Below are 25,243 nucleotides of genomic sequence, written 5' to 3' on the forward strand. Positions count from 1 at the left end.
ATGAAAAAATTAGCCTTATTTTTTATAACCTACATTACTTCTATTTTATCAGCGCAAAATATCGACATTGAATTAGTCGCAAACGGTTTTGACGCTCCTGTAAGCATTAAAAGTGCAAACGATAGCAAACTATTTGTTGTTGAACGTAAAGGGGTTATCAAAATATTAAATGCAGATGGCAGCGTAAATAATATGCCTTTTTTAGATATTAACAGCAAGGTATCCGATTCAGGTGGAGAAAGAGGTCTTTTAGGGTTGGCGTTTCATCCAAATTATAGCGTAAATGGTTTTTTTTATGTGAATTATGTGAACAACTCTGGCAACACGGTTATCGCAAGATATTCCAGAACGGCCGAATCAACTGCCAACGCCAATTCTGAGCTTGTTTTACTAACAATAAACCAACCCGCATCAAACCATAATGGTGGCGATATGAATTTTGGACCCGATGGTTATTTATTTATAGCCAGTGGTGATGGTGGTGGTTCGGGAGACCCCAGTAATTATGCTCAAAATTTGAACACTTTATTAGGAAAACTACTCAGAATTGATGTTGACAATACCAGCAACGGAAACAATTATGCCATTCCTTCAAATAATCCATATTTAAATGATGGCAATGCAAACACATTACCCGAAATTTGGGCTTACGGATTAAGAAATCCTTGGAAGTTTTCGTTTGATAAAACTACTGGCGATTTATGGATAGCCGATGTAGGTCAAGGTGTTTATGAAGAAATAAACATGATCTCACCTACAGTTTCTGGGGTAAATTACGGCTGGCGTTGTTACGAAGGTGCAAACCATCCATATAACACGAGCGGTTGCCCACCGGAAAGTTCAACAACAAGACCTATTGCAGAATATTCACATAACGGAAATGGTGTTTTTAAATGCTCCATCACTGGTGGTTTCCGCTACAGAGGTTCGCAATACTCTAGTTTATCTGGACTTTATTTCTTTGCTGATTATTGCAGTGATGAAATTGGTGTACTAACCCCAAATGGTTCCAATTGGATCATGACATTCCCAAAAAAATACAACAATAAAGGATGGACTGCTTTTGGTGAAGCAAATAATGGCGAGCTTTATATTGCTGGGATAGAGTCTGGTGAAGTTTTTAAAATTATAGATCCTAGCTTGAATGTTGACAGCCTTAACAAATTGAATATTAGTATGTACCCAAATCCTGCTGAAAATATTTTAAATTTTAATATCTCTCTCCTTAAAAACCCTTTAGGTTCTATTAAAATTTACGATATTCACGGAAAACAAATATCACTGGCCGCTTCAATAAATAACCCAATAACAAGGATAAACGTTAACAACTTAGCAGACGGTATTTATTTTATTGAATTGGTAGATACCAGTGGCATAAAAGAAATTAAAAAACTCATCAAATATTAATGGCAAATCCTTTAGGAAAATTATTCCTTATACCTACAACATTAGGCGACAACGAACCTTTAGAAGTACTTCCTATAACCGTTAAACAGGTTATTGAAGAAACCGATACATTTATTGTTGAAAATGATAAAACTGCAAGACACTTTATAAAACGTATTTCTCCGGAAAAATCGCAACCTTCGTTAAAAATGTTTCATTTGAATAAACATACTGATGTTGCAGATTTACCAACTTTCTTAGAACCTTGTTTAAACGGCATCAATGTTGGGCTTTTATCTGAAGCGGGTTGCCCAGGTGTTGCAGATCCGGGTGCTGATATTGTAAAGATTGCGCATCAAAAAAACATTAAAGTAATCCCTTTGGTTGGACCATCATCTATTTTAATGGCATTGATGAGTTCTGGAATGAACGGACAAAGTTTTGCTTTTAATGGCTATTTACCTATTGATAAAGGCGAACGAAAAAGTGAAATCAAACGTTTAGAACGTTTATCATTTGAACACAATCAATCGCAAATATTTATTGAAACACCTTACAGAAATAATAAAATGCTTGAAGATTTAAGTAATGTTCTAGACCAAAATACTCAAATTTGTGTGGCTTGCGATATTACTTTATCTACCGAATTTATAAAAACTCAATCTGCAAACCTGTGGAAAAAAAACAGCGCAGACCTTCACAAAAGACCTACGATATTTATAATCCATAAAAGCTAAAATTAAATAGCTTTTGCTTTCTTGTTTGCTGTTATAGACGAGGTGTCGTATCCTGAAAACTTTTTCATATAGTACTCAATGGTAGTACCATAACTGTCTTCAAAATTATCAATACCGTAACTTCTCAAATAGTTTTTCACACTACCAGCACCTGCTAAATGCGCTGCTGCCAAAATACCAGATTCCGTAATTAAGATACCATTAAGTTTTCTACCAACAAAATTCTTGATGTCTCTACGTAAAATCCATTTATTACGTTGCGTATTAGCTACAAATGCTTTTTCTTGAAGTTCTGGATCTTTTAAAAATAATGATGGATTATGAATTCCTATTAATTTTAAAGTTCCTGCTCCAAATTGATATTTTCCTAAATAGCCTAAGGTGTTTACTATAAAATAGTCGCCTCTAGATTCTTTAAAAGCTAAGGCTTCCTTAAAACCTACAAACGATTTGCCAAGAATAGGAGAAATAGGTTTGTTCACTTCATTTGACGCTAAAGCATTATCTTTAATGCTTTGGTCCTGACTTACCGTGTAGTATAACTCTAAGCCAGCTGTTGAATATTTACTTAAATCAATCGTTTCATCTGACGAAAACGATACGAACAATAGAATACATATTGTTAGAGTTAGGGTTAAGTAACTTGCAATACTTTTTCTCATAGTTTTTAAATTTTTTCAGCAAAAATCACATCGTAAAATTGCTTGAAAATTTGAGCGTGCAAATGTACGCCTTTTTTTAATTATTTCAAAACTAATCGGTTAACTACTTTTTTTAGTAGTAGAATAGATGAAATACACAGCCTTTTTTATTGAATTCTAAAGTTGGAAAGGGAACTTTTATCATATTGACAATATCGAAAACAGACCTAAGCAACTTTGAATTTGTTTCAATGTTTGATAAATTTACATCTAAACTCAAATAGAATTGACGTTGCCTGTCTGAATTTGTTAACAACTGATTGTCAACATCTTTCAATCCAGTCAACATGCCGTCAGCCCCATAGCCTACTGCTATATTCAACCATTTCGGTATGTTTTTTTCTTTAAAAAACGAATATAAATTTCCACTTAGCCAATATGTTTGACCATTATAGTCCTTCAAAACCTGTTCCAAAAATCCATCTCCGAGCTTATCAGGACGTTCTAAAGCGTATTTTGTTTGATGAAAAGAGAATTTTAATGCGATGCGTTGTTCATTCCAAAGCAATTCTTGACCTACATACAATCCTGTCCCTAATGCATTTGCTAAAATATCACCCCAAGAAAATCCCCATTCTTGAGAAAAACCATCAAACATTTCAACTGTTGTTAAAAATCCAAAACCTAAAGTAGCACCGTAAATTAATTGGTCATTTTTACCAACACCACTCCAATTTAATAACTGTGCACTATGTTTTCCCATTTGATACGAAGTGAACACATGCCCTATTTTATCCATTTTAAGCCACTCGTTGTTATCATTTATGGTGTGAAATTTTGATTGTTTATAATCGGCATACCAAAGTTGATGTAACCCTACCAAAGAAATACCTGCAAGTGAAGCCTCGACGATTACGACAGCGTTTCGTCTGGATTTATTAAGCGTGTCACTCGGTGTTAAAAATGTATCGAGATTAGATTGTGAAAATGATATGAACGGCAATAAAACAAATAGCAACAGATATTTTATTGGTGAATACGTCACTATTTATTTATTCCTTGAGATGATAAATAGTGTTGGTATTCGCGTGCGTTCGCGTTATGCTGCGATAATGTTTTAGCAAATTTATGAAACCCTAAGTGTTTAGCATCCGCACAGAAATAGAGATATTGATGTCTCTCATAATTTAAAACCGCATCAATAGCCGAAATATCGGGCATGGCGATAAGTCCTGGTGGCAATCCTAAATTTTTATACGTATTATAAGGAGATACAATTTCTTTGTGAATATTTAAAACACGTTTAATAACGGTCTCTTTATATTCTGGTAATTGATATGCTGCAAATTTCAACGTTGGGTCTGCTTGCAATGGCATACCAATTTTAATGCGGTTCAAGTAAACCCCGGCAATTTTTGGTTGCTCTGAAGCTTGTTTAGATTCTTCATAAACAATAGATGCTAAGGCAATAACTTTGTCGCGAGTTAAACCAATGGCTTTTGCTTTTTCATTTCGAGCCTCCGTCCAAAAACGATTGTACTCTGTAAGCATGCGCTCTCTAAATTGTTCTGCTGAAGTGTTCCAAAAAAACTCATAACTATTTGGTAAATACATACCTAAAGCGGTAGCCTTACTAAAACCATATTTTGATAAAAACGAAATGTCCTTCATAGCATTCAACAAAGACATGCTGTCTGCTTCAATTTGGGAAGAAACACGTCCTGCCAGTTTTTCAAGACTTTCTTGATTGTTAAAAGACAATTTTATTGGAAGATTTCTACTTCTAATAGAATTAATGATATCATTATTATTCATGCCTTTGGTAATGGCAAAACGTCCTGCTTTTATATTAGCAACATACTTTTTTTGTTTCGCCAAAGCATCGAACGTATTAATATCTTTTAATAAAGGTTCTAATTGTTCCCTAACATCATCATAAGTTGAATTCGTAGCGACAAAAACGTAAGCGGTATCATTATTAAAAGCTGTATTGGAATTCATCATAACACTATAAACATAGTAAGCAAAATAAGCTGCAACAGCCAACCCAATAAGCACAATAGCAAAAAGTATTTTTTTAATGTACATTTAATATTTTATAAGCTGAAATATATACTCGTTTTTATAAGAACCGTTAACTAAAATCCAGTCCTTTTTTAGTCCTATTTTTTTAAAACCCTGATTGGAAAAAAGCTTGACGCTCACATCATTTTCTTCAGAAATATTGCAATATAACTGATGTAAACCCAAATGGTTGAAACTGTAATTTACAAGTAGCTTTAAGGCTTCACTACCTACACCTTTTGCTCTATCTTCAATGTTTTTTACTAAAATACCAACACCTGCCCTACTATTTTTAAAATCGAAATCGAACAAATCTATCATACCCAAAGCAACCTCATCATAACTTGAAATAACCAAGCGCAATTGTTTTACTTCAAAAATATCTTTGTGAGATTGTTTTAAATATTGTTTTATTAAAAATTTAGAATAAGGTGTTATGGTGTTGCTTATTTCCCAAACCGATTCATCGTTTTCAATAGTGTGAATAAACTCTAAATCTTCAGGTTCTAAAGCACGTAAATAGATATGTTCTCCTTTTAGGGTAATCATAAAGTTCCGCTAAACACGTAAGTTGCTGGTCCAATAAGCCATACGTTTTTATAAACGCCATTTTCTACATCAAAACTCACTTGCAATTCGCCTCCTTGAACTTTTAAAGTAATTAAGTTTTCGTTGGTTTGTTTTAGCGCATGCATAGCCAGTGCTACGGCTGTAACGCCTGTACCACATGACAAGGTTTCATCTTCTACCCCACGTTCGTAAGTTCTAACAGCAAAAATTTGGTCGCTAATTTTCTTTACGAAGTTTACATTACTGCCTATTTCGTTATAAGGTGCGCCGTACCTAATTTTAGCTCCTTTTGTTTTGATATCGAAATTTTCAATTTGATCTTCAAACTCTACATGGTGTGGAGATCCTGTATTTAAAAACACATGGTTTTCATGTTTTTCAACTACATCTACATCTAGCATTTGAAGTTTTACGATGCCGTTATTTATGGTAGCATGGTGCAACCCATCAATAGCTTCAAATACAGCTTTATCTTTTATAACGCCTAATTGGTTTGCGAAGGCAACCAAACAGCGCCCACCGTTGCCACACATGGTGCTTTCGTTTCCATCGGCATTGTAGTACACCATTTTAAAATCGAGGGTAGGATGATTTTCTAAAAGAATTAAACCATCGGCTCCTATGCCAAAACGACGGTCGCACAAAAATGCGATGTGTTTGGTATCTTTTTTGTTGAACGTTTCTTGACGATTGTCTATCATCACAAAATCGTTTCCTGTTCCTTGATATTTGTAAAAAGTCTGTTGCATAATAATGCACAAAGATAAAGAAGTCTTTTTTATGATTTACGATTTTTGATTAAACGATTAACGATTTTTGAACTCTGAAACTTGTTTGTCTCCCTAAGACGCTAATTTGCAAAGCTAAATAGCAACAATACAGAGAATAAAAATAAGATATTAAAAGGCGTTTGGATTTTTAAATGTTCATTGTTGATTTTTCATTGTTAATTGGTTTGCGTTAGGGATTGAAACGGCATCCTTTTTAAAACTTGATAGTAATAAATAATAGGGAAACTTAAAATTAACAGATTACTTCGTCGCCTACTCCTCGTAATGACGTTTTAAAAAGACATATAGAGAAAAGCCTGAACCGATAGGGTAATGCCCAAATTATGAATGGTATATGTTTGTTAAAACGTCGTTAAAGTGGGCGTTAAAAAAAGTTAAAGTTGATTTCTTAAGTCAATAAATATTTAATTTTAATCGTTAATTAAAAATTAAAACTTAAACTGAAAATATATGAAAAAGATATTATCATTAGTACTGGTTTCGGCATTAGGTGGCGCTTTAACCTTGGGGGCTTATAAGATTTTTGTTGAGCCAAAAAGTGAATTTGTTTTAACAACGCCTGCCTCAAATCCGGCATTTTTACCCACTAATAATATAAATAATTTAGCTTACGAAGCACCCGATTTTACGGTTGCTGCAGAAAATGCAGTGAATGCCGTGGTGCACGTTAAAAATGTATCGATTAGTTCGGGACAAATGAGTTTGCAGGATTTGTTTTCGGGTAGAACAACACCGCGTGCACAAATGGGTACTGGTTCGGGCGTGATTATTAATGCTGATGGATATATAATTACCAATAATCATGTGATTAATAATTCGGATGAATTGTCGGTTACCTTGAACAACAACAAAACGTATAAAGCAGAAATTGTAGGATCGGATTCTAAAACCGATATCGCGCTTTTGAAAATTGATGCTGATGAAGATTTGCCTTTTGTAACGTTTGCCGATTCAGACCAAGCTAAAATTGGTGAATGGGTATTGGCAGTTGGTAACCCTTTTAACTTAACATCTACCGTTACAGCGGGTATTATTAGTGCGAAGGCTAGAGATTTATCGGGCACGAGTTCACAATCGTTTATACAAACCGATGCTGCTGTAAACCCTGGAAATTCGGGAGGTGCGCTTGTAAATACCAGAGGAGAGTTGATTGGTATTAATACCGCAATTTCATCACAAACTGGTTCTTATATTGGCTATTCGTTTGCAGTACCAAGTAATATTGCACGTAGAGTTATTGAAGATATTATGGAGTTTGGTAATGTGCAAAATGGTATTCTTGGTATTAGCGGTGGCTCGTTAAACAGTGAGGTTTCCGAAAAATTAGGTATTAACGATACCGAAGGTATTTATGTAGATAGTGTTGTTGAAGAATCGGGGGCTGAAAAAGCGGGAATTAAAAAGGGCGATATTATTAAAGAAATTGACAATGTAAAGGTTTCTAAATTTGCCGATTTAACCGGACACATTGGAGCAAAACGTGTTGGTGATATTGTAAATTTAAAAGTATCTAGAGATGGCTCGTTAAAAAACATTAATGTAACATTGACCCGAAATGAAACTTTAACGCTTCCATTGGTTGGCCGTGTAAAAAATGCGAAACAAGAAGATTTAAAACGATTTAAAGCTTCTAATGGTATTAAAATTATTGAACTGGATGAAAAATATGCCGATTACTGGAAAAAGAACGGTGTAAAAGAAGGAACAATAATTACATCTATTAACGATAGTAAAATAAACTCGGTTGATGATGCCCAGGAAGCTATTAAAAACAAATCGGCTTACGAACCTTTACGTATAGAACTAATAAATGCTAACGGCGAAAAAGAACGTTATAATTTTAGATAGAATTTAAACATTTATAAACTTAAATAACCGCTTGAAAATAAATTTTCAAGCGGTTATTTTTTTAAAAACAGGTTACGAAAACGTTTGAGTTGTAGTATTTTTGTTAATATTAATATCAACAACCTAAACTATTTAAGCATGCCTTTGAATAAAAATTATGAAAAGGAATTAGCCTTTCAAGCAGATCGTAGAAAAGCCACTGTAGAATTTATTAAAATTGTTAGCGACTTATGGTACGACAAATCTATTGAATTAGTGATTTTTAGAAATCAGTTAATTGACCGAAACGTAAGTCAAATTTTAAACCTACACGAATATGCTGGTAAATTTGTAGAAAAACCCATTTCCATTTTCGATTCTGTTGAAATTGCCCAAGCTATAAAAGCCATGGAAATTCCTCCAGCAAAGTTAGATATTGGTAAACTAACGTATGAATTTCATTCCGAAGAAAACAACTTTAGCGACGCCCGAAGTTTTATAACCGAAAAATTGAAAGGTGCGCATAAAGCTGAAAATTTCAAACCCAAAAATGTGGTACTCTATGGTTTTGGTAGAATTGGCAGATTAGTTGCACGTGAATTAATGACACGTACAGGTAAAGGTAGTCAGCTACGTTTAAGAGCCATTGTAACAAGGGGAACTATTGATACCCAAATACTTGAAAAAAGAGCGGCATTGCTACGTAATGATTCTGTTCATGGCTATTTTTCAGGTTCCGTTTCTATAGATGCCAAAAATAATGCTTTAATAATAAATGGTACTACTGTAAATATTATTTCGGCTAATGCTCCAGAAGACATTGACTATACAGAATACGGCATTGACGATGCCTTAGTAATAGATAACACTGGGGCTTTTAGAGATAAAACAGCTTTAAGCAGACATTTAAAATCTAAAGGTGTTGACAAAGTGTTGTTAACAGCGCCTGGAAAAGAAGTTCCTAATATTGTTTATGGCGTTAATCATTTAGAAAATAATCCTGATAAAATTAATATTGTTTCAGCAGCTTCATGTACTACCAATGCCATTACCCCTATTTTAAAAGTTGTTGAAGATTCCTTTGGAATAAAAAGTGGCCATATAGAAACCATTCATGCCTATACGAACGACCAGAATTTAGTTGATAATTTACACAGTAAATACCGCCGTGGTCGTGCAGCAGCTTTAAATATGGTTATTACCGAAACTGGAGCTGGAAGTGCCGTAGCTAAAGCATTACCTAGTTTAACTGGCAAATTAACTTCAAATGCCATACGTGTTCCTGTACCCAATGGATCGTTAGCCATTTTAAACTTAGAACTAAAAAACAAAACTTCTATCGATGGTATAAATACCATATTAAAAAAATATGCCTTAGAAGGTGATTTGGTTGAACAAATAAAATATGAATTAAGTGACGAATTGGTATCTACCGATATTGTTGGCTGTTCTGCACCTGCTATCTACGATAGTAAGGCAACGATAGTGCGTGCCGATGGCAAAAATGCAGTACTTTATATTTGGTACGATAACGAATATGGTTATAGTCAACAAGTTATTAGACTTGCAAAATATATTGCTAAAGTAAGACGTTTTACATATTATTAATTTAAAAAAATCTATTTCACATTTTTTATCGTATATAATTTAGCCTCACTTTGTGAGGCTTTTTTATAATTTTAATTTATTTAATAAACATTTTTTTTAACTTAGTAAACCGAAATAACCAGTAAACCTAACCAAATGCATTATTTTAAGCCCCTAACTTTATTACTTTTTCTGATTTCCTTCACAACTTTTGCACAAAACCCTGATAATAATGAAGACAAACTGTCTTTAAATAGTGGTCCAATAGAAAATCAATTTGAGTACGCCATTAAGAATTCGAACGGTTGGAGAGATGAACGCGGACAAGAATATCGAGTTATAAAAACCTTTTGGTTAACCGAATTGAAAGCACACGTATTAGATTCTATACAAGCCATCAAAAAAGATATAATAGAATCACAAATAACGTTAAAAGCGCAAGCGCAAGAAATTTCAGATTTAAAAACAAGTCTTTCCAACACACAAAGCACTTTAGATAAAACCAAAAATGAAAAAGACAACATGTCTTTACTTGGGGCTGAAACTAGCAAAAGCGGTTATAGCGGCATCATGTGGAGTATTGTAGGTGTTCTATTTGCTTTATTGCTTTTCTTTATTTATAAATTCAAGAATAGTAATGCTGTTACTAAAGATGCCAAACGTGCACTTTCAGAGCTTGAAGATGAATTTGAAGAACATCGTAAAACTGCTGTAGAGCGCGAACAAAAAGTACGTCGCCAGCTACAAGATGAAATAAATAAGCAAAAAACAATTAAGACAAAAAAATAAGTTTTATTTCCCTTATAAATAGTTTAAAATCTGCAAGAGTTTCTTGTGGGTTTTTTTTTTTGACTTTATCAGAAAAAACAGTTAAATTTAAAAACAAACACCTCTGTTCTTACCTGACCAAGAAATAAACCTATTGAAATAGAAAATCAAACAAGAAACAGAATTGGATTCAGAGGATTTACTCAATGAGTATAAAATGTGTTTTAGGAAAATGACTCAACGATTATACTTCTTAAAACAATTTCAAACATTAAAAACTACTAAATGAAAAAAATAAGTTCTGTTGATGAATACATTGAAGAACATGCCCAATTTAGTGAGGCATTAACACTTTTACGTACTATTATTAACAGCTCCGAATTAGAAGAATCTGTAAAATGGAATGCACCAATTTATGCTCTTGAGGGTAAAAACGTAATTGGTTTAGGGGCTTTTAAACATCATTTTGGTATTTGGTTTTTTAATGGTGTTTTTCTTAAAGATGAAAAAAAATTACTGCAAACTGCTCAAGAGAAAACCAAAGGATTAAGGCAAATGCGCTTTGAATCGATTAATGATATTAATAAAAACAGTGTTTTAGCTTATATAAAAGAAGCTATTGAAAATCAGAAACTAGGTAAAGAAATAAAACCGAACAAAACAACAAAAAAAGATATTGTATTTCCTGAGGAACTTCAAAAACTATTGAAAAAAAATCCAGTGTTATATGAAGCCTTTAATATACTAACACCAAGCAAACAGCGTGAATATTGTGAATTCATTGCTGAAGCCAAACGTGATGCTACCAAATTAGCCCGCTTAGAAAAAATAACACCTATGATTTTACAAGGTGTTGGCTTGAACGATAAATACAAAAACTGCTAAAACATAAAAAGCTTCCTAATTGGAAGCTTTTTATGTTTTATGGTTCTGTTGATTACAAAGACACTTTTGTACCAACCGCTTTACCATCTATAATATCAATAATAACATTATCTTTTTTTCCATTTACTATATAAGTAGGTACATTATTTGCCGCAGCTTGTTGTGCATAATCTAGTTTAGAACCCATGCCACCACGACCTTCAGCTTCACCCTTATTACTGTCTTTAATGTATTTATCTAAATTATCGTTCGGATTTACATTTTTTATTAAATCACTGCTTTCAGCATCAGGATGACCTGTGTAAAGTCCGTCAATATCCGTTAAAATTATGAGCTTATCAGCATTAATAAGTTGCGCAATTAAACTTGCCAACTCATCATTATCAGAGAACATAGACATGGTAACTGATACGGCATCATCTTCATTGGCAATAGGAATTACGCCTTCAGCCAACAAGCCTTCACAACAATTAATCATATTTTGTCTGTGCACACCTGCACTAAAATCGCGTTTAGTAGGAAGTACCTGTGCACATTTCATACCAAAATCATGAAAAATATTGTAATACAAACGCATCATTCGTGGTTGCCCAATAGCCGAATAAACCTGACGACGCTGTGTTTTATCTTTTATTTTAGACTTTCCTAAAACTTCCTTTCCCGCAATGACGGAACCTGACGATACGAGAACGCAAATGATATCTCGTTCATAAAGTTCTGCTATTTGTTTTACCAAATTACTCAAAACAGGCCTAACAATTCTATTGTCTTTGTTGGTCATTACATTGGTACCAACTTTTATAACTATTCTTTCTTTATACATTATTTAATATTCTTTACCTAATTCAACAGCACGATTAAACGCCGCAAATGCTGCTTCTTTTATCAATTCGCCTACGTTATTATCTTTCATAGAATCTAACGCCGCTCGGGTTGTTCCTCCTTTTGAGGCTACTTTTTCCATCCATGAGTCAGGTGATAAATTAGATTGGTTAAACAACTCAACTGCTCCTGTAAAAGTTTGACTTACCAACACGGTAGAGTCATTTTTAGAAAAGCCCATTTGTAAGGCAGCTTCCATCATGCTTTGCATAAAATAAAACACGTAAGCGGGTCCACTACCAGAAATGCCTGTAGAAGCATCTATAAAATTTTCGTTGGATACACGCATGGATTTCCCTGTGGTATCTAACAAACTTTCTACGGTTAGCATTTCGATTCTGGAAATCTCATCCGAGGTGACGTACGAGGTTAAACCTTTACCTATTTGTGCTGGTAAGTTAGGCATCGCTCTAACTACTTTGTTCAATCCGGTTAATTCTTTTATAGAACCTATGGAAACTCCTGCCATAATTGATACTATAATTTGTTGTGGCTGAACTAGTGTTTTTATAGCTTTAAATACACTTTCGGCATGGTATGGTTTAACGGCTACAAATATAATATCTGCTTCTGGAACACAATCTTTCAACTCTCTAAAAGCATCAAAATGTGATATTTGGTTAAGTTCTTCAAGTTTTTCTTCAGATTTATCTAAAACCATTATGTTTTTTTTCTTCAACAATCTTGATTTAGACATGCCTTCTGCATAAGTAAGCCCCATGTTGCCTGCTCCTATTACTAGTACTTTCATTTATTTGTGTATTTGTTAATTTAGGTTTTCTTTATTAAAATTATTAAACGAATAGCATACAATCATTACAGTCTTTAACCTCTCCATAATAAGTTTCTCTATATTTATGAAGTGTTTTAATAGGTAACCCGAACAGGTATTTTTTAATATAAGTAACCTTTGTGGTTAATTCTCCCATTTTTAAACTGTGTCGCTTTTCGTATGTTGTTTCTCTTTTTATATATAAAATTTTCATATGTGCTTTATTTGTAATTTGTATTAAATGATTGATTAATTTCTAACCAACCTCATTTCTATATTTCTTGATTTAAAACCCTGTTTTTCAAATAACTCAACCACAGGATTATCTTTATTTATATGTATTGAAATATCGCCATCGCAATATTTTATGGTATGTTTAATTAATGCCTTAGCAATACCTTTTTCTCTAAAAGCCGTCTTAACAGCAATGTAAACCAATATATTTTCCGGTATATATTCATTCATTCCGGTTCTGTTTACCACTGTTGCTCCTATAATATCATTATTATGCTCCATAACAAATACATAGCCCCCTAATCCAGGAACCTCTTTTGCGGCATATAACACGGATTTTCTAATGGCACTTTTAGTGTCTCTAACATCATCAGAATATTCAAACAAAAAATTAGTTATTCGGTTTATATCAATAATTGATAGCCTTGAAAAGGCATCAAAGGTTTTTATAGTCATTAATGTTATTGTTTTTAATCACATCTAAAACAATAGATGCAACTAATTAAGGAGATAGTAATTAAATTAAAAAAACGGGAATAAATAAAGTGTACTATTTAAAGACAGAACACCTATTTTGAGGCTCTAGGAGGAATAAATTTATCTGATTGGGTTCTGAAAACCAAAAAGTTAAAGTTGAATATTCTACAGTTTTGCCTTTCATGAAGTCTTTTGCTCATGCTGCAAATTTACAAAAATAGACCGCCAATAGCAAATAAGCATTGTTAAGATAATGACAAGCTTAAATAACAAACAAAAAAGCTCCCGGAAAAAGGAGCTTTAAAATCAAATAACTATGTATTAAAATAAACCTAAACTAACTCTTGGGGTTCGAACGTTTATACTGGTGTTAACAGTACTACGCTGTGGATATCTATGGTAATAACCATCATCATATCTGTAATAATAAAATGATGCATGGTGATAATAATGAGGACTGTGACGACAATGAGTATCGCAATGTTCGTAATGACTAGCGTACGCATCCTTTTTACCTTTCATATAGGCTTTGTAAGCTTTTTTATCTCTTTGCTTTAAATCTTTTTCGTAAGCTTTTTGCTCTTTCCAAAAACTTTCTTCCTCTGCCTTAGTATCAGCGGAATACTGTTGTTCGAATTTAGCGTCTTCAATAGCTCTTTGTTCATAATAAGATTTACTCGCTATTTTAGCTTCTGTAGTTGACTTTGTTTCCTGTGCATTTCCTATAGAAGAAAAAATTACCATTAATAATATTGCTATAATTTTAATTAATTTCATGGTTTAAATTTTTATATTAAACTTTAATCACAAGGTTAATTGCTGTGATTCTATAATTAAGACAACTTAACATTTGTTTACCCTACCCCTCAAATAAAATAATTTATATATTTTTTTTAATTTGTAGATAAAGAAGATATACGTCTGGTAGATTTTAAAATACTTTTTTGGGTTGAAAATTTCAAATCATTAAACTCATGCATTTGACTAAATCTACTTTTATCAATTTTATTATGAGCCAAATACATTTCAAAATCAGAAATAAATTCCAACATTTTTAGTTTATTGTTCAATTGAATTTTTTCAATACTCAAATCGAGTAAACGTTTAGCTTCTGTATTTTTTTGTTTTTTTGAATTACCTAATAACAAAAATATAGATGCTAAACCGTTTTTTCGTTCAGGCAATACGCTGCTTAAATTAATACTGGAAAAATATTTAATCTTAGATATGACAAATGAACTTTTATTAGGGTTTTCAAAAATGTTTTTCTCTTGAAATGCATATATGGCTATACCATTTATTGTTAAAAAAACTAAATAAAATAAGAATAGATACATAGTTTAAAAGATTAGGTTAATAAAGAACTCAACATTAAGACAATCTTAAAGTTATTTACCCTACTTTAATTAAACTCGAATGATAAGACTGTTACGAAAACACCGACTATATCCTATTTAATATTTCAATTATAAAAAACAAAAAAGCTTCCTTATCCAGGAAGCTTTTTCAATATTTTTTAAACTAAACTAGTATTATTCTTGTGCGTTAGCTTTAACACTTAATTCCATAGAAATGGCAGAACGCTCGAACTTAACTTTTCCCGACATGGTTTCTATAATACATGTTTGGTCTTTATCATTAAGTTCTAAAATTTTACCGTGCAAACCGCTTTTGGTTATAACTTTATCGCCTTTTTTTAATTCTGAATTAAACTTTTTCTCTTTTTTGGCTCGTTTCATTTGTGGTGCAATCATAAAGAAATACACAACCACAAACATTAGTATAAACGGTAAAAATTGACCGATTCCTTCCATTGTTTCTTGTTATTTGTTAGTTATTTATTGTGCTGCTCTAGCAGCGATATTAATTTGTTACTGCAATTGGGTCTTTTACAAACGCAGAAATTTTAACAACCTCAGACCCCTTTTCGGTATTGGCTGTAACTGTAATGGTTTTTGTGATTTTATTAGACCCACTGCCATTATATTTAACTGTAAATTGTCCTGTTTTCCCTGGTGCTAAAGGTTCTTTACTCCAATTTTCTGGCACGGTACATCCGCAAGAACTTTTAATTTCAGTTATAACTAGCGGAGCATTTCCTGTGTTTTTATATGAAAAAACAGTTTCAACTGCTTGGTTTTTTTCTATTTCGCCAAAATCATGTTCCGTTTCATTAAATTCAAGTACAGGAAATTTAGACGCATTAGCATCTCTAATGGCTGCTGCAGTTACATTAGCTTCATCTACTTTTTTAGAAGCATCTTCTTTACAAGATGTAAAGGCTATTAAACTAAGCACACTTAATCCTAATATCAATTTTTTCATTACTAAGGTATTTTTTTTCAAGCTGTAAAAGTAGGAATTATTTAAACTATTAAAAACTTTTAATGGTTTCTTAACACAATTTTACAGCAATCCGCGACCTACTTTTTTTAGGTTTCCAGCCTCTTCATACTCTTTTACCAATTTATCTAAAATACCATTTATAAAAATGCTACTTTTTGGTGTAGAATATTCCTTGGCTATTTCTAAATATTCATTAATAGTCACTTTTACAGGAATAGACGGAAAGTTTTTTAATTCACAAATTGCCAATTGCAGCAATACATAATCCACATTGGCTATACGGTCCGAATCCCAATTCTGTGTTTTCTCTTCTATTTCTTTATTTAGTACGCTTCTATTTAAAAGGGTTTTTCTAAATAAATCGATAGCATACTGCTTATCGTCTGCATCTTTATACAGTTTTGGTGTAAAATAACCTTCTGCCGAGGTGCTTTTTGCTTTTCGTAACAACTTTAATATGGTGGTATTTACCGTTGGTAAATCGTCTAACCATGTTAAATTTTTATCTTCTAAATAATCGTACAATTTATCGTTTGGAGCTATAATGTCTTTGAACACATCTACAATAAAATCTTTGTCTTCTTTAAAATCGGACACTTTGGTTTGCATATATTCTTTATACAAATCGCTAGATGTAATGGCTTTAAAAATCACATCTACATATTCGCCATCAAGTTCCCAATTATTGATATTGTGTATTTCTAACTGGTTTTTTAATTGAAAATTATCTGATATAAGTTGAAGCAGTTGGTTGTTTACAAACTTCCTGTTTGGGTCTTTATCTTCCTTAGTGGCTAAATGCTTTTTTTGCTTTTTTTGTAAATCACTTTCGGCTCTCTTTTGAACCTCCAATAACAAAGAAAGAAGCAATAAGTACAAGTTGTACATATTGTCAATACTAAACAGTAAAAATTTTTGATCTTTACTAAAATCATCACTTTCACCACCTTTAAAGGCATACATGGTTTGCATTACTTTTACACGGATATGTCTTCTGTTTAGCATAATTACAATGAACTTAAATTTATAAAGACGAAAATTTTATTATTTCGAGCTGCAAAAATAACACTATTTTAAAAAGTTACTCCATATTTTTTGTTTTTATTATTTACTAAACACTTTATGGTATTTTTAACAATTACTAAACAGTTAACAACCCTATTTATGCTTTTAAAACTTTATATTTGCTAACTTATTTATTACTATTTTCCACACAGATCAAACCGTTAAATGAAAGAATTACAGCACTTAAACAAATACTTTTTAAAATATAAAAAACAGCTTTTAATAGGTACTGTAATTACAATTATAGCTAGAATATTTTTGCTTTTTACACCGCGCTATGTTCGAGAAATTTTTGTGGTTATTGAAAAATATTTAAAAGGAGGTGTTTCAGAACAGGTTGTAAAAGCAGAATTAACCGAAGTTATCATCTACATTATTGCTGCTGCATTAATCGCTGCCATTTTCACGTTTTTTATGCGTCAATATATTATTAATGTATCGCGCTATGTTGAATTCGATTTAAAAAATGAAATCTACATTCAATATCAAAAACTGTCTTTAAACTTTTATAAAAAGAACAGAACAGGCGATTTAATGAACCGCATAAGTGAAGATGTTGGCAATGTACGCATGTATGCAGGTCCCGCTATAATGTACAGCATTAACACTATCACGCTTTTTATAATTGCACTTATATACATGTTTAACGAAGCACCAAAATTGGCTTTATACACCGTATTGCCTTTACCTGTATTATCAATAGTTATTTATAAATTAAGTAAAGAAATACACCATAGAAGTACCATTGTGCAACAATTTTTATCGAAACTTTCTACTTATACACAAGAATCGTTTAGCGGTATCTCGGTTATTAAAGCATACGGAATAGAGCCACAAACTTCTGCAAGTTTTAAAGACTTAGCTGCTGAAAGCAAAGGAAAGCAAATAAAATTAGCCAAAGTGCAAGCATGGTTTTTCCCCATGATGATTTTACTAATTGGCACCAGTAATTTATTGGTAATTTATGTTGGTGGAATGCAATACATTAATGGTGAAATTGAAAGTCTAGGAACTATTGCCGAATTTATTATTTATGTAAACATGCTTACATGGCCCGTTGCAACGGTAGGTTGGGTAACCTCTATTGTGCAACAAGCCGAAGCTTCTCAAAAACGTATCAATGAGTTTTTAAAACTGGAGCCTGAAATAACAAATACAGTAGAAGCGCATACCAAAATTACTGGAGATATTGTTTTTAATAACGTAACCTTTACTTATGATGATACAAATATTCAAGCATTAAACGGCGTAAGCTTCAATATAAAACAAGGAGAGACCTTAGCTGTTTTAGGAAAAACAGGTTCTGGGAAATCTACTATTTTAGATTTAATTGGGCGTTTGTACGACATCGATGGTGGCTCAATTTTAATAAATGACATCCCTATTAAAGACCATAATTTAACCGATTTAAGAAAAAGCATCGGCTACGTTCCACAAGATGCCTTTTTGTTTTCAGACACCATTAAAAACAATATTAAATTCGGAAACCAAGAAGCTACTGATGATGAAGTTATTGAAGCAGCCAAAAATGCCCAAGTGCATAAAAACATAATCAAGTTCAACAACGGTTACGATACCATTTTAGGTGAGCGTGGTATTACACTTTCGGGCGGACAAAAACAACGTGTATCTATTGCGCGAGCTATTATAAAAGCGCCTGAAATTTTATTGTTTGACGATTGTTTATCGGCAGTTGATACCGAAACCGAAGAAAAAATACTAAAGAATTTAACAAAAATCACTAAAGGCAAAACATCTATCATCGTAGGCCACCGTGTATCCTCAGCTAAAAATGCCCATAAAATTATAGTGCTAGATAATGGCAAGATTGTTCAAGAAGGTACACATGAAACACTTATAAATGTAAAAGGATATTACCAACACCTGTACTTAAAGCAGTTAAGCGAAGCCTCCTCTAATAAAGATTAAACCCCTTATTTACAAATAAATAGCTTGCATAAAATTCAACAAAAAATGATACTTTAAAAAGAAATATCATAAAATGTTGGTTAGTATCGGTTTTTTTTAGATTTTTGATATAAATTGATAATTTAATAAATTTCTATACAACTATGAACAACAATGACATGATGGAGAAAGAGGAGATTTTTTCTAAAGTATTAAGAGCAGGAAGACGCACATATTTTTTTGACGTAAGATCTACAAAAGCAGACGATTATTATCTAACTATAACTGAAAGTAAAAAGTTTACCAACGATGATGGTTCGTTTCATTACAAAAAGCATAAAATTTACATCTACAAAGAAGACTTTAATGAGTTTAAAGATATTTTAGGTGAAATGACAGATTACATTATTGATGAAAAAGGAGACGAAGTTATTAGCGAACGCCATCAAAAAGACTTCAAAAAAGAATATGAAACCGAAGATACTCCAAGTGAAAATGGTGAATTACACAAATCTACTGAAAGTTTCACTGATATAGATTTTGACGATATTTAATCTTCAAATTAAAAAAAGCAAAAAACCGTTACCAAAAAGTAACGGTTTTTTTAGAGTTAGTCTAAAAAGTTGCATCAATATCATATTGGCCTTCTCGAAACAAACCAACTTATTGATAATCAGTATTATTTTTAACAAGTTCAACCTGACAAAACAAGTTAAAAACACTTTTTAGACAGCCTTTTTTTAGCTAACAACACTACCATTTTTTACTTTGTTTTCTGGGTTTAAAAGAATCACATCTTTACCGTTTACTGCACCCAAAACCAAACATTCGCTCATAAACTTAGCAATTTGTTTTTTAGGGAAATTAATTACCGCAGTAATTTGTCTTTGTAACAAATCTTCCTTTTTATATAACGTTGTAATTTGTGCCGATGTTTTTTTTATCCCCAAATCGCCAAAATCAATCGTTAATTGATAGGCAGGATTTCGTGCTTCTGGAAAATCGTTTACTTCTATAATGGTTCCCACACGAAGGTCGATTTTAGAAAAATCCTCAAAAGTTATTATAGTACTCACTTTTTTATTTAAACTTCATTTTCGTTTTCCAAAAATAGAAATAATCCCGAACTTTGAATAAAACTTTTTATTATGTCTGACACACCTTCAAACATGCTTCCTTTAGGCACAAAAGCACCTTTTTTTAAGTTACCTGACACCATTAGCGATACGCTTATGGATTTGAACACATTAAAAGGGAAAAGAGGAACTGTAATTATGTTTATTTGCAACCACTGCCCTTTTGTAATTCACATTAACAAAGAAATAGTTGCCATTGCCAAAACCTATTCTAAAAAAGGAATTGGTTTTGTTGCTATTTCGAGTAACGATACTGTAAAATATCCGCAAGATGGCCCAGATAAAATGAAATATCACGCTAAAAACGAAAACTATCCATTTCCTTATTTGTATGATGAAAGTCAAAAAATAGCCAAAGCTTACGATGCGGCATGTACACCAGATTTATATGTGTTTGATGCTGATTTAAAACTGACTTATCGAGGTCAATTAGACGATTCTAGACCTGGAAATGGATTGCCCATTACAGGAAATGATTTAAGAAATGCCTTAGATCGCTTAATTGAAAACAAAGAAAATACTAACATACAAAAACCAAGCATTGGTTGTAGCATTAAATGGAAAAAATAGCGTTTTTATAACTTTCATAAAGTTAATTGCCAAAAGCCTACATCGTGCCACTTTCCAAATTTATATCCCACTTCTTTAAAATGAGCTACTTTTTCAAAACCAAAGTTTTCATGAAGTTTTACACTTGCATCATTAGGCAAAGTTAACCCTCCAATAACTACATGATAATTTTTATTTTTAAGCTGAAACAATAATTCTGAATACAATTTTTTACCAATTCGTTTTCCTAATTCTGTATGTTTAATGTAAACCGTTAATTCTACGGTGTTTTTATAGGCAGGTTTTGTTCGGAACGTATTGGCATAAGCATAGCCTAATACCTCGTTATTTTCTTCATAAACTATAAAAGGAAAATCATTCGAAATGGTTTTAATTTTATCTTCAAATTCCTGAGCCGAAAATGAAACCAAATCTAATGTAACTATAGAATTTATTACGTAATAATTGTAAATATCTACTATTTGTTGTGCATCTTGAATAGTTATAGGTCTAATCATAAACTTCTAAATCCAATTATTTCGTTTTATCAAATTTTCAATATGTGCATAATGATGATTGCTGTGCCATGCATAAATGCCTATATTCTTTTTTAAAACCACTTCACTTTGTGTTTCTGGATGAACAAAACACTTATTTAAATTATCGTCCGATAAGCCTTTTAATAAATAAACAAGTTTCGCATGAATTGCTTTTAAATGAAGCAAAGACATTTCAATTGGTGCCGATTTAGTATCAAATAATTCTGCCCACCTATCTTCATAATAAGCTTTAATAATCGGCTTGTCTTCGGTTAAAGCCCATTTAAACCGCGCATAACTATGATGATGACTATCCGATAGATGGTGAACAACTTGCCTAACCGTCCAACCTTCTGGTCTGTAATGTGTATCTAATTGCTCGTCTGATAAATCTTTAATAAGATTTTCTAATCGATTTGGAAAATGTTCTAAAATAGATATCCAACTTTCTATATGCTGTGAAGAAATATTGTTTGGACAATCAAACTTACCAATTGGGTATCTAAGCTTTTGTAATTCTATATCTGTCATAAAAACAAATATAGAGAATTACTATGCAATTCAAGCAACCTTGTTTTTTATTGAATTTATTGCTGTATGAAGATTGTTAAACCACTTTATCTTATTTCAAAGAAAGACAAACTATAAAAACTAAAAAGCACCTAATGAACAGGTGCTTTTTAAACTTATATTTTGTTGAACACTATTTAACTTTCATCAATTCTACATCAAAAATTAAAGTAGCGTTAGGAGGAATAACGCCACCCGCACCCCTGCTTCCATAGCCTAAATGACTAGGAATTACAAAACGTGCCTTATCACCTACATTTAATAATTGAATGCCTTCATCCCAACCTGAGATTACCTGACCAACACCCACTGGAAAATCAATGGGTTCGTTACGTTTGTATGATGAATCGAAAACTGTACCATCAGCTAGTTGTCCTTTATAATGTACGGAAACATTTTTACCTTTTTCAGCTTTAGCTCCAGTTCCTTTTTGAATGATTTGATATCTTAACCCGCTTTCGGTTTTACTAAATCCTGTAGCTAATTTATCTAATTCTGTTTCAACTGCCTTTTTTTCTTCAGCTAATCTTTTTTCTCTAGAACCTTCAAAAGTTCTAAAAGCTTCAATGGCATTATAAGATTCGGCATCAGCACCAACTCTTACAATTTCTAAGGTTTCAATTTTATCACCTTGGGCAATGGCGTCTACCACATTTTGCCCTGCAATAACTTTACCAAAAACCGTATGATTGTTATCTAACCAAGGTGTAGCAACGTGTGTAATAAAAAATTGACTCCCGTTAGAACCAGGACCTGCATTTGCCATTGATAAAATACCCGGTGCATCATGCTTTAAATCTGGGTGAAACTCATCGTCAAATTTATAACCTGGATCTCCTGAACCTGATCCTTGTGGACAACCACCTTGTATCATAAAATCTGGAATAACTCTATGGAATTTCAAACCGTTATAATAAGGTGTTCCTTGTGGCTTTACTTTGTTTTCTAAGTTTCCTTCGGCTAAAGCTACGAAGTTACCAACTGTTCCTGGTGTTTTTTTGAATTCTAAAGCAACAAGAATTTCTCCTTTTGTTGTATTGAATTTTGCGTATAATCCGTCTTGCATTGTTCTAATTTTATTTGAAAATGCAAAGATAGGAATGATTTACGAATTACGATTTACGATTTTTGATTTTTTAGGAGTTAAAAGCTACTCTACTAAGTAACAAAGCTCCAAAGTTTCATGCAAATACATTTAAACTTTGGAACTTTAAATACTTTTATTCTTTTGATACTTTCAAACTCTGCTTGTTTGAAGGGTTGCAACTTTGAAACTTTAATTAGCTACGTCACTTATAAATTTTATTCTATATAAACGAAGTTCATCATCATCATAATCGCCATCAAATTCTTTAATAGCCGCATCAATACTATCGGTTTTAGATTCCATAAAGTAATCGTGAATTTCTTCTTGCTGGTCTTCATCTAAAATATCATCAATCCAATAGTTTATATTTAGTTTAGTACCAGAATAGACAATGGCTTCCATTTCTTTGATAAAGTCTTCCATAGACATTCCTTTTGAAGAAGCAATATCATCTAATGGTAATTTTCTATCTATATTTTGAATAATGTAAAGCTTATTTGCAGAATTAGTTCCTGTAGATTTTACAACCAAATCGTCTGGACGAATAATATCATGCTCTTCAACATACTTCTCAATAAGTTCTATGAAATCTTTTCCGTATTTTTTTGCTTTACCATCTCCAACACCATGAACATTAGCTAGTTCCGATATGGTAATTGGGTATTTTAACGCCATATCTTCAAGAGATGGATCTTGAAAAATAACAAATGGCGGAACACCTAACTTTTTGGCATTCTTTTTACGTAAATCTTTCAGTAAATCCATTAACAACTCATCGGCTACAGCGCCTTCACTTTTAGCTGCAGTTATAATAGAACCATCTTCTTGCTCTCCATCAAAAATATGGTCTTCGGTCATCATAAAGGATTCTGGTTTTTTTATAAAATCTCTACCAGCATCCGCTAATTTAATGACACCATAAGTTTCTATATCCTTTTTAAGGAAACCAGATACCAAAACCTGCCTTAACAAGGCCATCCAATATTTTTTATCTTTGTCTTTGCCTTTTCCAAAAAAAGCTTGCTCGTTGGTTTTATGTGAATTAATTAGCGCATTTTCTTTACCCGTAATTACATGTACTAAATCTTTAGACTTATACTTTTCGTTTGTTTTATCAATGGTTTCAAGAAGTAGTTTAACATCATCTTGGGCTTCATGTTTCTTTTTAGGATGTCTTACATTATCATCCATACTGCCACCTTCTCCAGTTTCATTATCAAACTCTTCACCAAAATAATGCAAAATAAATTTTCTACGGGAAATAGAAGTTTCGGCAAACGCCACTACTTCTTGCAATAAGGCTTGCCCTATTTCTTGTTCAGCAACAGGTTTGCCAGACATAAATTTTTCTAGTTTCTCAATATCTTTATAGGCATAATAAGCCAAACAATGCCCCTCGCCCCCATCGCGTCCTGCCCTACCAGTTTCTTGGTAATAACTTTCGATACTTTTAGGAATATCATGATGGATTACAAACCTCACATCGGGTTTATCGATACCCATACCAAAAGCTATGGTAGCTACCACCACATCAACATCTTCCATAAGGAATTGATCTTGATAATTAGATCTAGATTTGGCATCTAACCCGGCATGATATGGCACTGCTTTAATACCGTTTACTTGTAAAACCTGTGCTAATTCTTCAACTCGTTTTCTGCTTAAACAATAAACAATACCAGACTTTCCATTATTTTGCTTTATAAAGCGAATAATATCGGCATCTACATTTTTGGTTTTTGGGCGTACTTCGTAATATAAATTTGGCCTGTTAAACGATGCTTTAAATGTTTTAGCACCACTAATTCCAAGGTTTTTTATAATGTCTTCCTGTACTTTTGGTGTTGCCGTAGCCGTTAAACCTATAATCGGGATATTATCACCTATACGTCCAATAATATGCTTTAAATTTCTGTATTCAGGTCTAAAATCGTGTCCCCATTCGCTAATACAATGTGCTTCATCAATAGCCATAAAGGACACTTTCACCGAACGTAAAAACTCGACATTTTCTTCCTTTGTAAGCGATTCGGGCGCTACGTAAAGCAGCTTCGTTACACCATTTACAATATCCTCCTTAACACGTTTTATTTCTGTTTTATTTAATGAAGAATTTAAAACATGTGCAATACCTTCTTCATTGGAGACGCCTCTAATGGCATCGACTTGGTTTTTCATTAAGGCAATTAAAGGCGATACCACAATAGCGGTTCCTTCTTGCATTAACGCAGGGAGCTGATAACAAAGCGATTTACCCCCACCCGTTGGCATGATAACAAATGTGTTATTTCCTGACAGTATACTTTCTACGACACCTTCTTGTAGTCCCTTGAATTTACCAAACCCAAAATATTTTTTTAGTGCAGATTGCAAGTCACTTTTTGCTATTAACATGAATAATACTAAAATTTATTTAATCATT

General features: G+C 32.6%; 28 protein-coding genes. 9 read left to right on the top strand and 19 right to left on the bottom strand.

Going from position 1 to position 25,243, the window contains the following annotated elements:
* Nucleotides 1–1,407, top strand: coding sequence for a PQQ-dependent sugar dehydrogenase (locus tag VP395_RS01850; protein WP_346240004.1), 1,407 nt, complete (start codon nt 1–3; stop codon nt 1,405–1,407).
* Nucleotides 1,407–2,123 (top strand): SAM-dependent methyltransferase, encoded by a 717-nt coding sequence (locus VP395_RS01855; RefSeq protein WP_346240005.1) that lies wholly within the window; start codon nt 1,407–1,409, stop codon nt 2,121–2,123. The genes VP395_RS01850 and VP395_RS01855 overlap by 1 nt, the downstream gene beginning before the upstream one ends.
* Nucleotides 2,124–2,125: 2 nt before the next feature.
* Here VP395_RS01855 and VP395_RS01860 read toward each other — a convergent pair whose 3' ends face one another.
* The 5 genes from VP395_RS01860 to dapF form a co-directional block, all read right to left on the bottom strand.
* Nucleotides 2,126–2,785 (bottom strand): peptidoglycan-binding protein LysM, encoded by a 660-nt coding sequence (locus VP395_RS01860; protein WP_346240006.1) that lies wholly within the window; start codon nt 2,783–2,785, stop codon nt 2,126–2,128.
* Nucleotides 2,786–2,897: 112 nt separating this feature from the next.
* Nucleotides 2,898–3,809 carry a DUF2279 domain-containing protein gene (locus VP395_RS01865; RefSeq protein ID WP_346240007.1) on the bottom strand — a complete coding sequence of 304 codons (912 nt, stop codon included), beginning with the start codon at nt 3,807–3,809 and terminating at the stop codon, nt 2,898–2,900.
* Complete coding sequence (mltG, locus tag VP395_RS01870) at nt 3,809–4,852, bottom strand: endolytic transglycosylase MltG (RefSeq protein WP_346240008.1); 1,044 nt, start codon at nt 4,850–4,852, stop codon at nt 3,809–3,811. The genes VP395_RS01865 and mltG overlap by 1 nt, the downstream gene beginning before the upstream one ends.
* On the bottom strand, nt 4,853–5,377 hold the full coding sequence (locus tag VP395_RS01875) for a GNAT family N-acetyltransferase (RefSeq protein ID WP_346240009.1): 525 nt from the start codon (nt 5,375–5,377) through the stop codon (nt 4,853–4,855).
* Nucleotides 5,374–6,147, bottom strand: a complete 774-nt coding sequence (dapF, locus tag VP395_RS01880; protein ID WP_346240010.1) for a diaminopimelate epimerase — start codon at nt 6,145–6,147, stop codon at nt 5,374–5,376. Before dapF ends, VP395_RS01875 begins: the two co-directional genes overlap by 4 nt.
* A 492-nt stretch (nt 6,148–6,639) precedes the next feature.
* Between dapF and VP395_RS01885 the strand changes: the two genes are divergently transcribed.
* From VP395_RS01885 to VP395_RS01900, 4 genes are all read left to right on the top strand, one after another.
* On the top strand, nt 6,640–8,037 hold the full coding sequence (locus VP395_RS01885) for a trypsin-like peptidase domain-containing protein (protein ID WP_346240011.1): 1,398 nt from the start codon (nt 6,640–6,642) through the stop codon (nt 8,035–8,037).
* A gap of 138 nt (nt 8,038–8,175) precedes the next feature.
* The gene (locus VP395_RS01890) at nt 8,176–9,624 is read left to right on the top strand and encodes a glyceraldehyde-3-phosphate dehydrogenase (RefSeq protein ID WP_346240012.1); all 1,449 of its coding nucleotides are present in this window, start codon (nt 8,176–8,178) and stop codon (nt 9,622–9,624) included.
* 135 nt (nt 9,625–9,759) lie between these two features.
* Nucleotides 9,760–10,392 (top strand): tRNA (guanine-N1)-methyltransferase, encoded by a 633-nt coding sequence (locus tag VP395_RS01895; RefSeq protein ID WP_346240013.1) that lies wholly within the window; start codon nt 9,760–9,762, stop codon nt 10,390–10,392.
* 264 nt (nt 10,393–10,656) lie between these two features.
* On the top strand, nt 10,657–11,256 hold the full coding sequence (locus VP395_RS01900; protein ID WP_346240014.1) for a YdeI/OmpD-associated family protein: 600 nt from the start codon (nt 10,657–10,659) through the stop codon (nt 11,254–11,256).
* A gap of 52 nt (nt 11,257–11,308) precedes the next feature.
* On the opposite strand, the gene proB is transcribed toward VP395_RS01900, so the two are convergent.
* From proB to nusB, 9 genes are all read right to left on the bottom strand, one after another.
* Complete coding sequence (proB, locus tag VP395_RS01905) at nt 11,309–12,079, bottom strand: glutamate 5-kinase (RefSeq protein WP_346240015.1); 771 nt, start codon at nt 12,077–12,079, stop codon at nt 11,309–11,311.
* A gap of 3 nt (nt 12,080–12,082) precedes the next feature.
* On the bottom strand, nt 12,083–12,889 hold the full coding sequence (proC, locus tag VP395_RS01910; protein ID WP_346240016.1) for a pyrroline-5-carboxylate reductase: 807 nt from the start codon (nt 12,887–12,889) through the stop codon (nt 12,083–12,085).
* A 43-nt stretch (nt 12,890–12,932) separates the two neighbouring features.
* Complete coding sequence (locus VP395_RS01915; RefSeq protein WP_346240017.1) at nt 12,933–13,124, bottom strand: hypothetical protein; 192 nt, start codon at nt 13,122–13,124, stop codon at nt 12,933–12,935.
* A gap of 35 nt (nt 13,125–13,159) precedes the next feature.
* Complete coding sequence (locus VP395_RS01920) at nt 13,160–13,600, bottom strand: GNAT family N-acetyltransferase (protein ID WP_346240018.1); 441 nt, start codon at nt 13,598–13,600, stop codon at nt 13,160–13,162.
* Between the two features lie 342 nt (nt 13,601–13,942).
* Nucleotides 13,943–14,365, bottom strand: a complete 423-nt coding sequence (locus VP395_RS01925; RefSeq protein ID WP_346240019.1) for a hypothetical protein — start codon at nt 14,363–14,365, stop codon at nt 13,943–13,945.
* Nucleotides 14,366–14,514: 149 nt separating this feature from the next.
* On the bottom strand, nt 14,515–14,958 hold the full coding sequence (locus VP395_RS01930) for a hypothetical protein (RefSeq protein ID WP_346240020.1): 444 nt from the start codon (nt 14,956–14,958) through the stop codon (nt 14,515–14,517).
* Nucleotides 14,959–15,153: 195 nt separating this feature from the next.
* Complete coding sequence (gene yajC / locus VP395_RS01935; RefSeq protein ID WP_346240022.1) at nt 15,154–15,435, bottom strand: preprotein translocase subunit YajC; 282 nt, start codon at nt 15,433–15,435, stop codon at nt 15,154–15,156.
* A 49-nt stretch (nt 15,436–15,484) separates the two neighbouring features.
* A complete protein-coding gene (locus VP395_RS01940) occupies nt 15,485–15,946 on the bottom strand; it encodes a DUF1573 domain-containing protein (RefSeq protein ID WP_346240023.1) in 462 nt (153 codons plus the stop codon).
* Between the two features lie 81 nt (nt 15,947–16,027).
* Nucleotides 16,028–16,972 (bottom strand): transcription antitermination factor NusB, encoded by a 945-nt coding sequence (gene nusB, locus VP395_RS01945; protein ID WP_346240024.1) that lies wholly within the window; start codon nt 16,970–16,972, stop codon nt 16,028–16,030.
* 225 nt (nt 16,973–17,197) lie between these two features.
* Here nusB and VP395_RS01950 point away from each other — a divergent pair, with 225 nt between their 5' ends.
* Together VP395_RS01950 and VP395_RS01955 are read left to right on the top strand one after the other, a co-directional pair.
* Nucleotides 17,198–18,961, top strand: coding sequence for an ABC transporter ATP-binding protein (locus VP395_RS01950; protein WP_346240026.1), 1,764 nt, complete (start codon nt 17,198–17,200; stop codon nt 18,959–18,961).
* A gap of 143 nt (nt 18,962–19,104) precedes the next feature.
* Complete coding sequence (locus tag VP395_RS01955) at nt 19,105–19,494, top strand: PUR family DNA/RNA-binding protein (RefSeq protein ID WP_346240027.1); 390 nt, start codon at nt 19,105–19,107, stop codon at nt 19,492–19,494.
* 186 nt (nt 19,495–19,680) lie between these two features.
* Here VP395_RS01955 and VP395_RS01960 read toward each other — a convergent pair whose 3' ends face one another.
* Nucleotides 19,681–20,016 (bottom strand): tRNA-binding protein, encoded by a 336-nt coding sequence (locus VP395_RS01960; protein ID WP_346240028.1) that lies wholly within the window; start codon nt 20,014–20,016, stop codon nt 19,681–19,683.
* 72 nt (nt 20,017–20,088) lie between these two features.
* Here VP395_RS01960 and VP395_RS01965 point away from each other — a divergent pair, with 72 nt between their 5' ends.
* Nucleotides 20,089–20,646, top strand: a complete 558-nt coding sequence (locus VP395_RS01965; RefSeq protein ID WP_346240029.1) for a thioredoxin family protein — start codon at nt 20,089–20,091, stop codon at nt 20,644–20,646.
* Nucleotides 20,647–20,660: 14 nt separating this feature from the next.
* Here the strand turns inward: VP395_RS01965 and VP395_RS01970 are convergent, their stop codons facing one another.
* The 4 genes from VP395_RS01970 to VP395_RS01985 all read right to left on the bottom strand — a co-directional run bounded on the left by VP395_RS01970 (nt 20,661) and on the right by VP395_RS01985 (nt 25,215).
* Nucleotides 20,661–21,143 (bottom strand): GNAT family N-acetyltransferase, encoded by a 483-nt coding sequence (locus VP395_RS01970; protein WP_346240031.1) that lies wholly within the window; start codon nt 21,141–21,143, stop codon nt 20,661–20,663.
* Between the two features lie 6 nt (nt 21,144–21,149).
* Nucleotides 21,150–21,695 (bottom strand): YfiT family bacillithiol transferase, encoded by a 546-nt coding sequence (locus VP395_RS01975; RefSeq protein ID WP_346240032.1) that lies wholly within the window; start codon nt 21,693–21,695, stop codon nt 21,150–21,152.
* Nucleotides 21,696–21,867: 172 nt separating this feature from the next.
* Nucleotides 21,868–22,800 (bottom strand): peptidylprolyl isomerase, encoded by a 933-nt coding sequence (locus tag VP395_RS01980; RefSeq protein WP_346240033.1) that lies wholly within the window; start codon nt 22,798–22,800, stop codon nt 21,868–21,870.
* Nucleotides 22,801–23,010: 210 nt separating this feature from the next.
* On the bottom strand, nt 23,011–25,215 hold the full coding sequence (locus tag VP395_RS01985; protein WP_346240034.1) for a RecQ family ATP-dependent DNA helicase: 2,205 nt from the start codon (nt 25,213–25,215) through the stop codon (nt 23,011–23,013).
* Between the last annotated feature and the right edge of the window lie 28 nt (nt 25,216–25,243).

The sequence above is a fragment of the Mariniflexile soesokkakense genome (assembly GCF_039650365.1).
Taxonomy (GTDB): Bacteria; Bacteroidota; Bacteroidia; order Flavobacteriales; family Flavobacteriaceae; genus Mariniflexile; species Mariniflexile soesokkakense.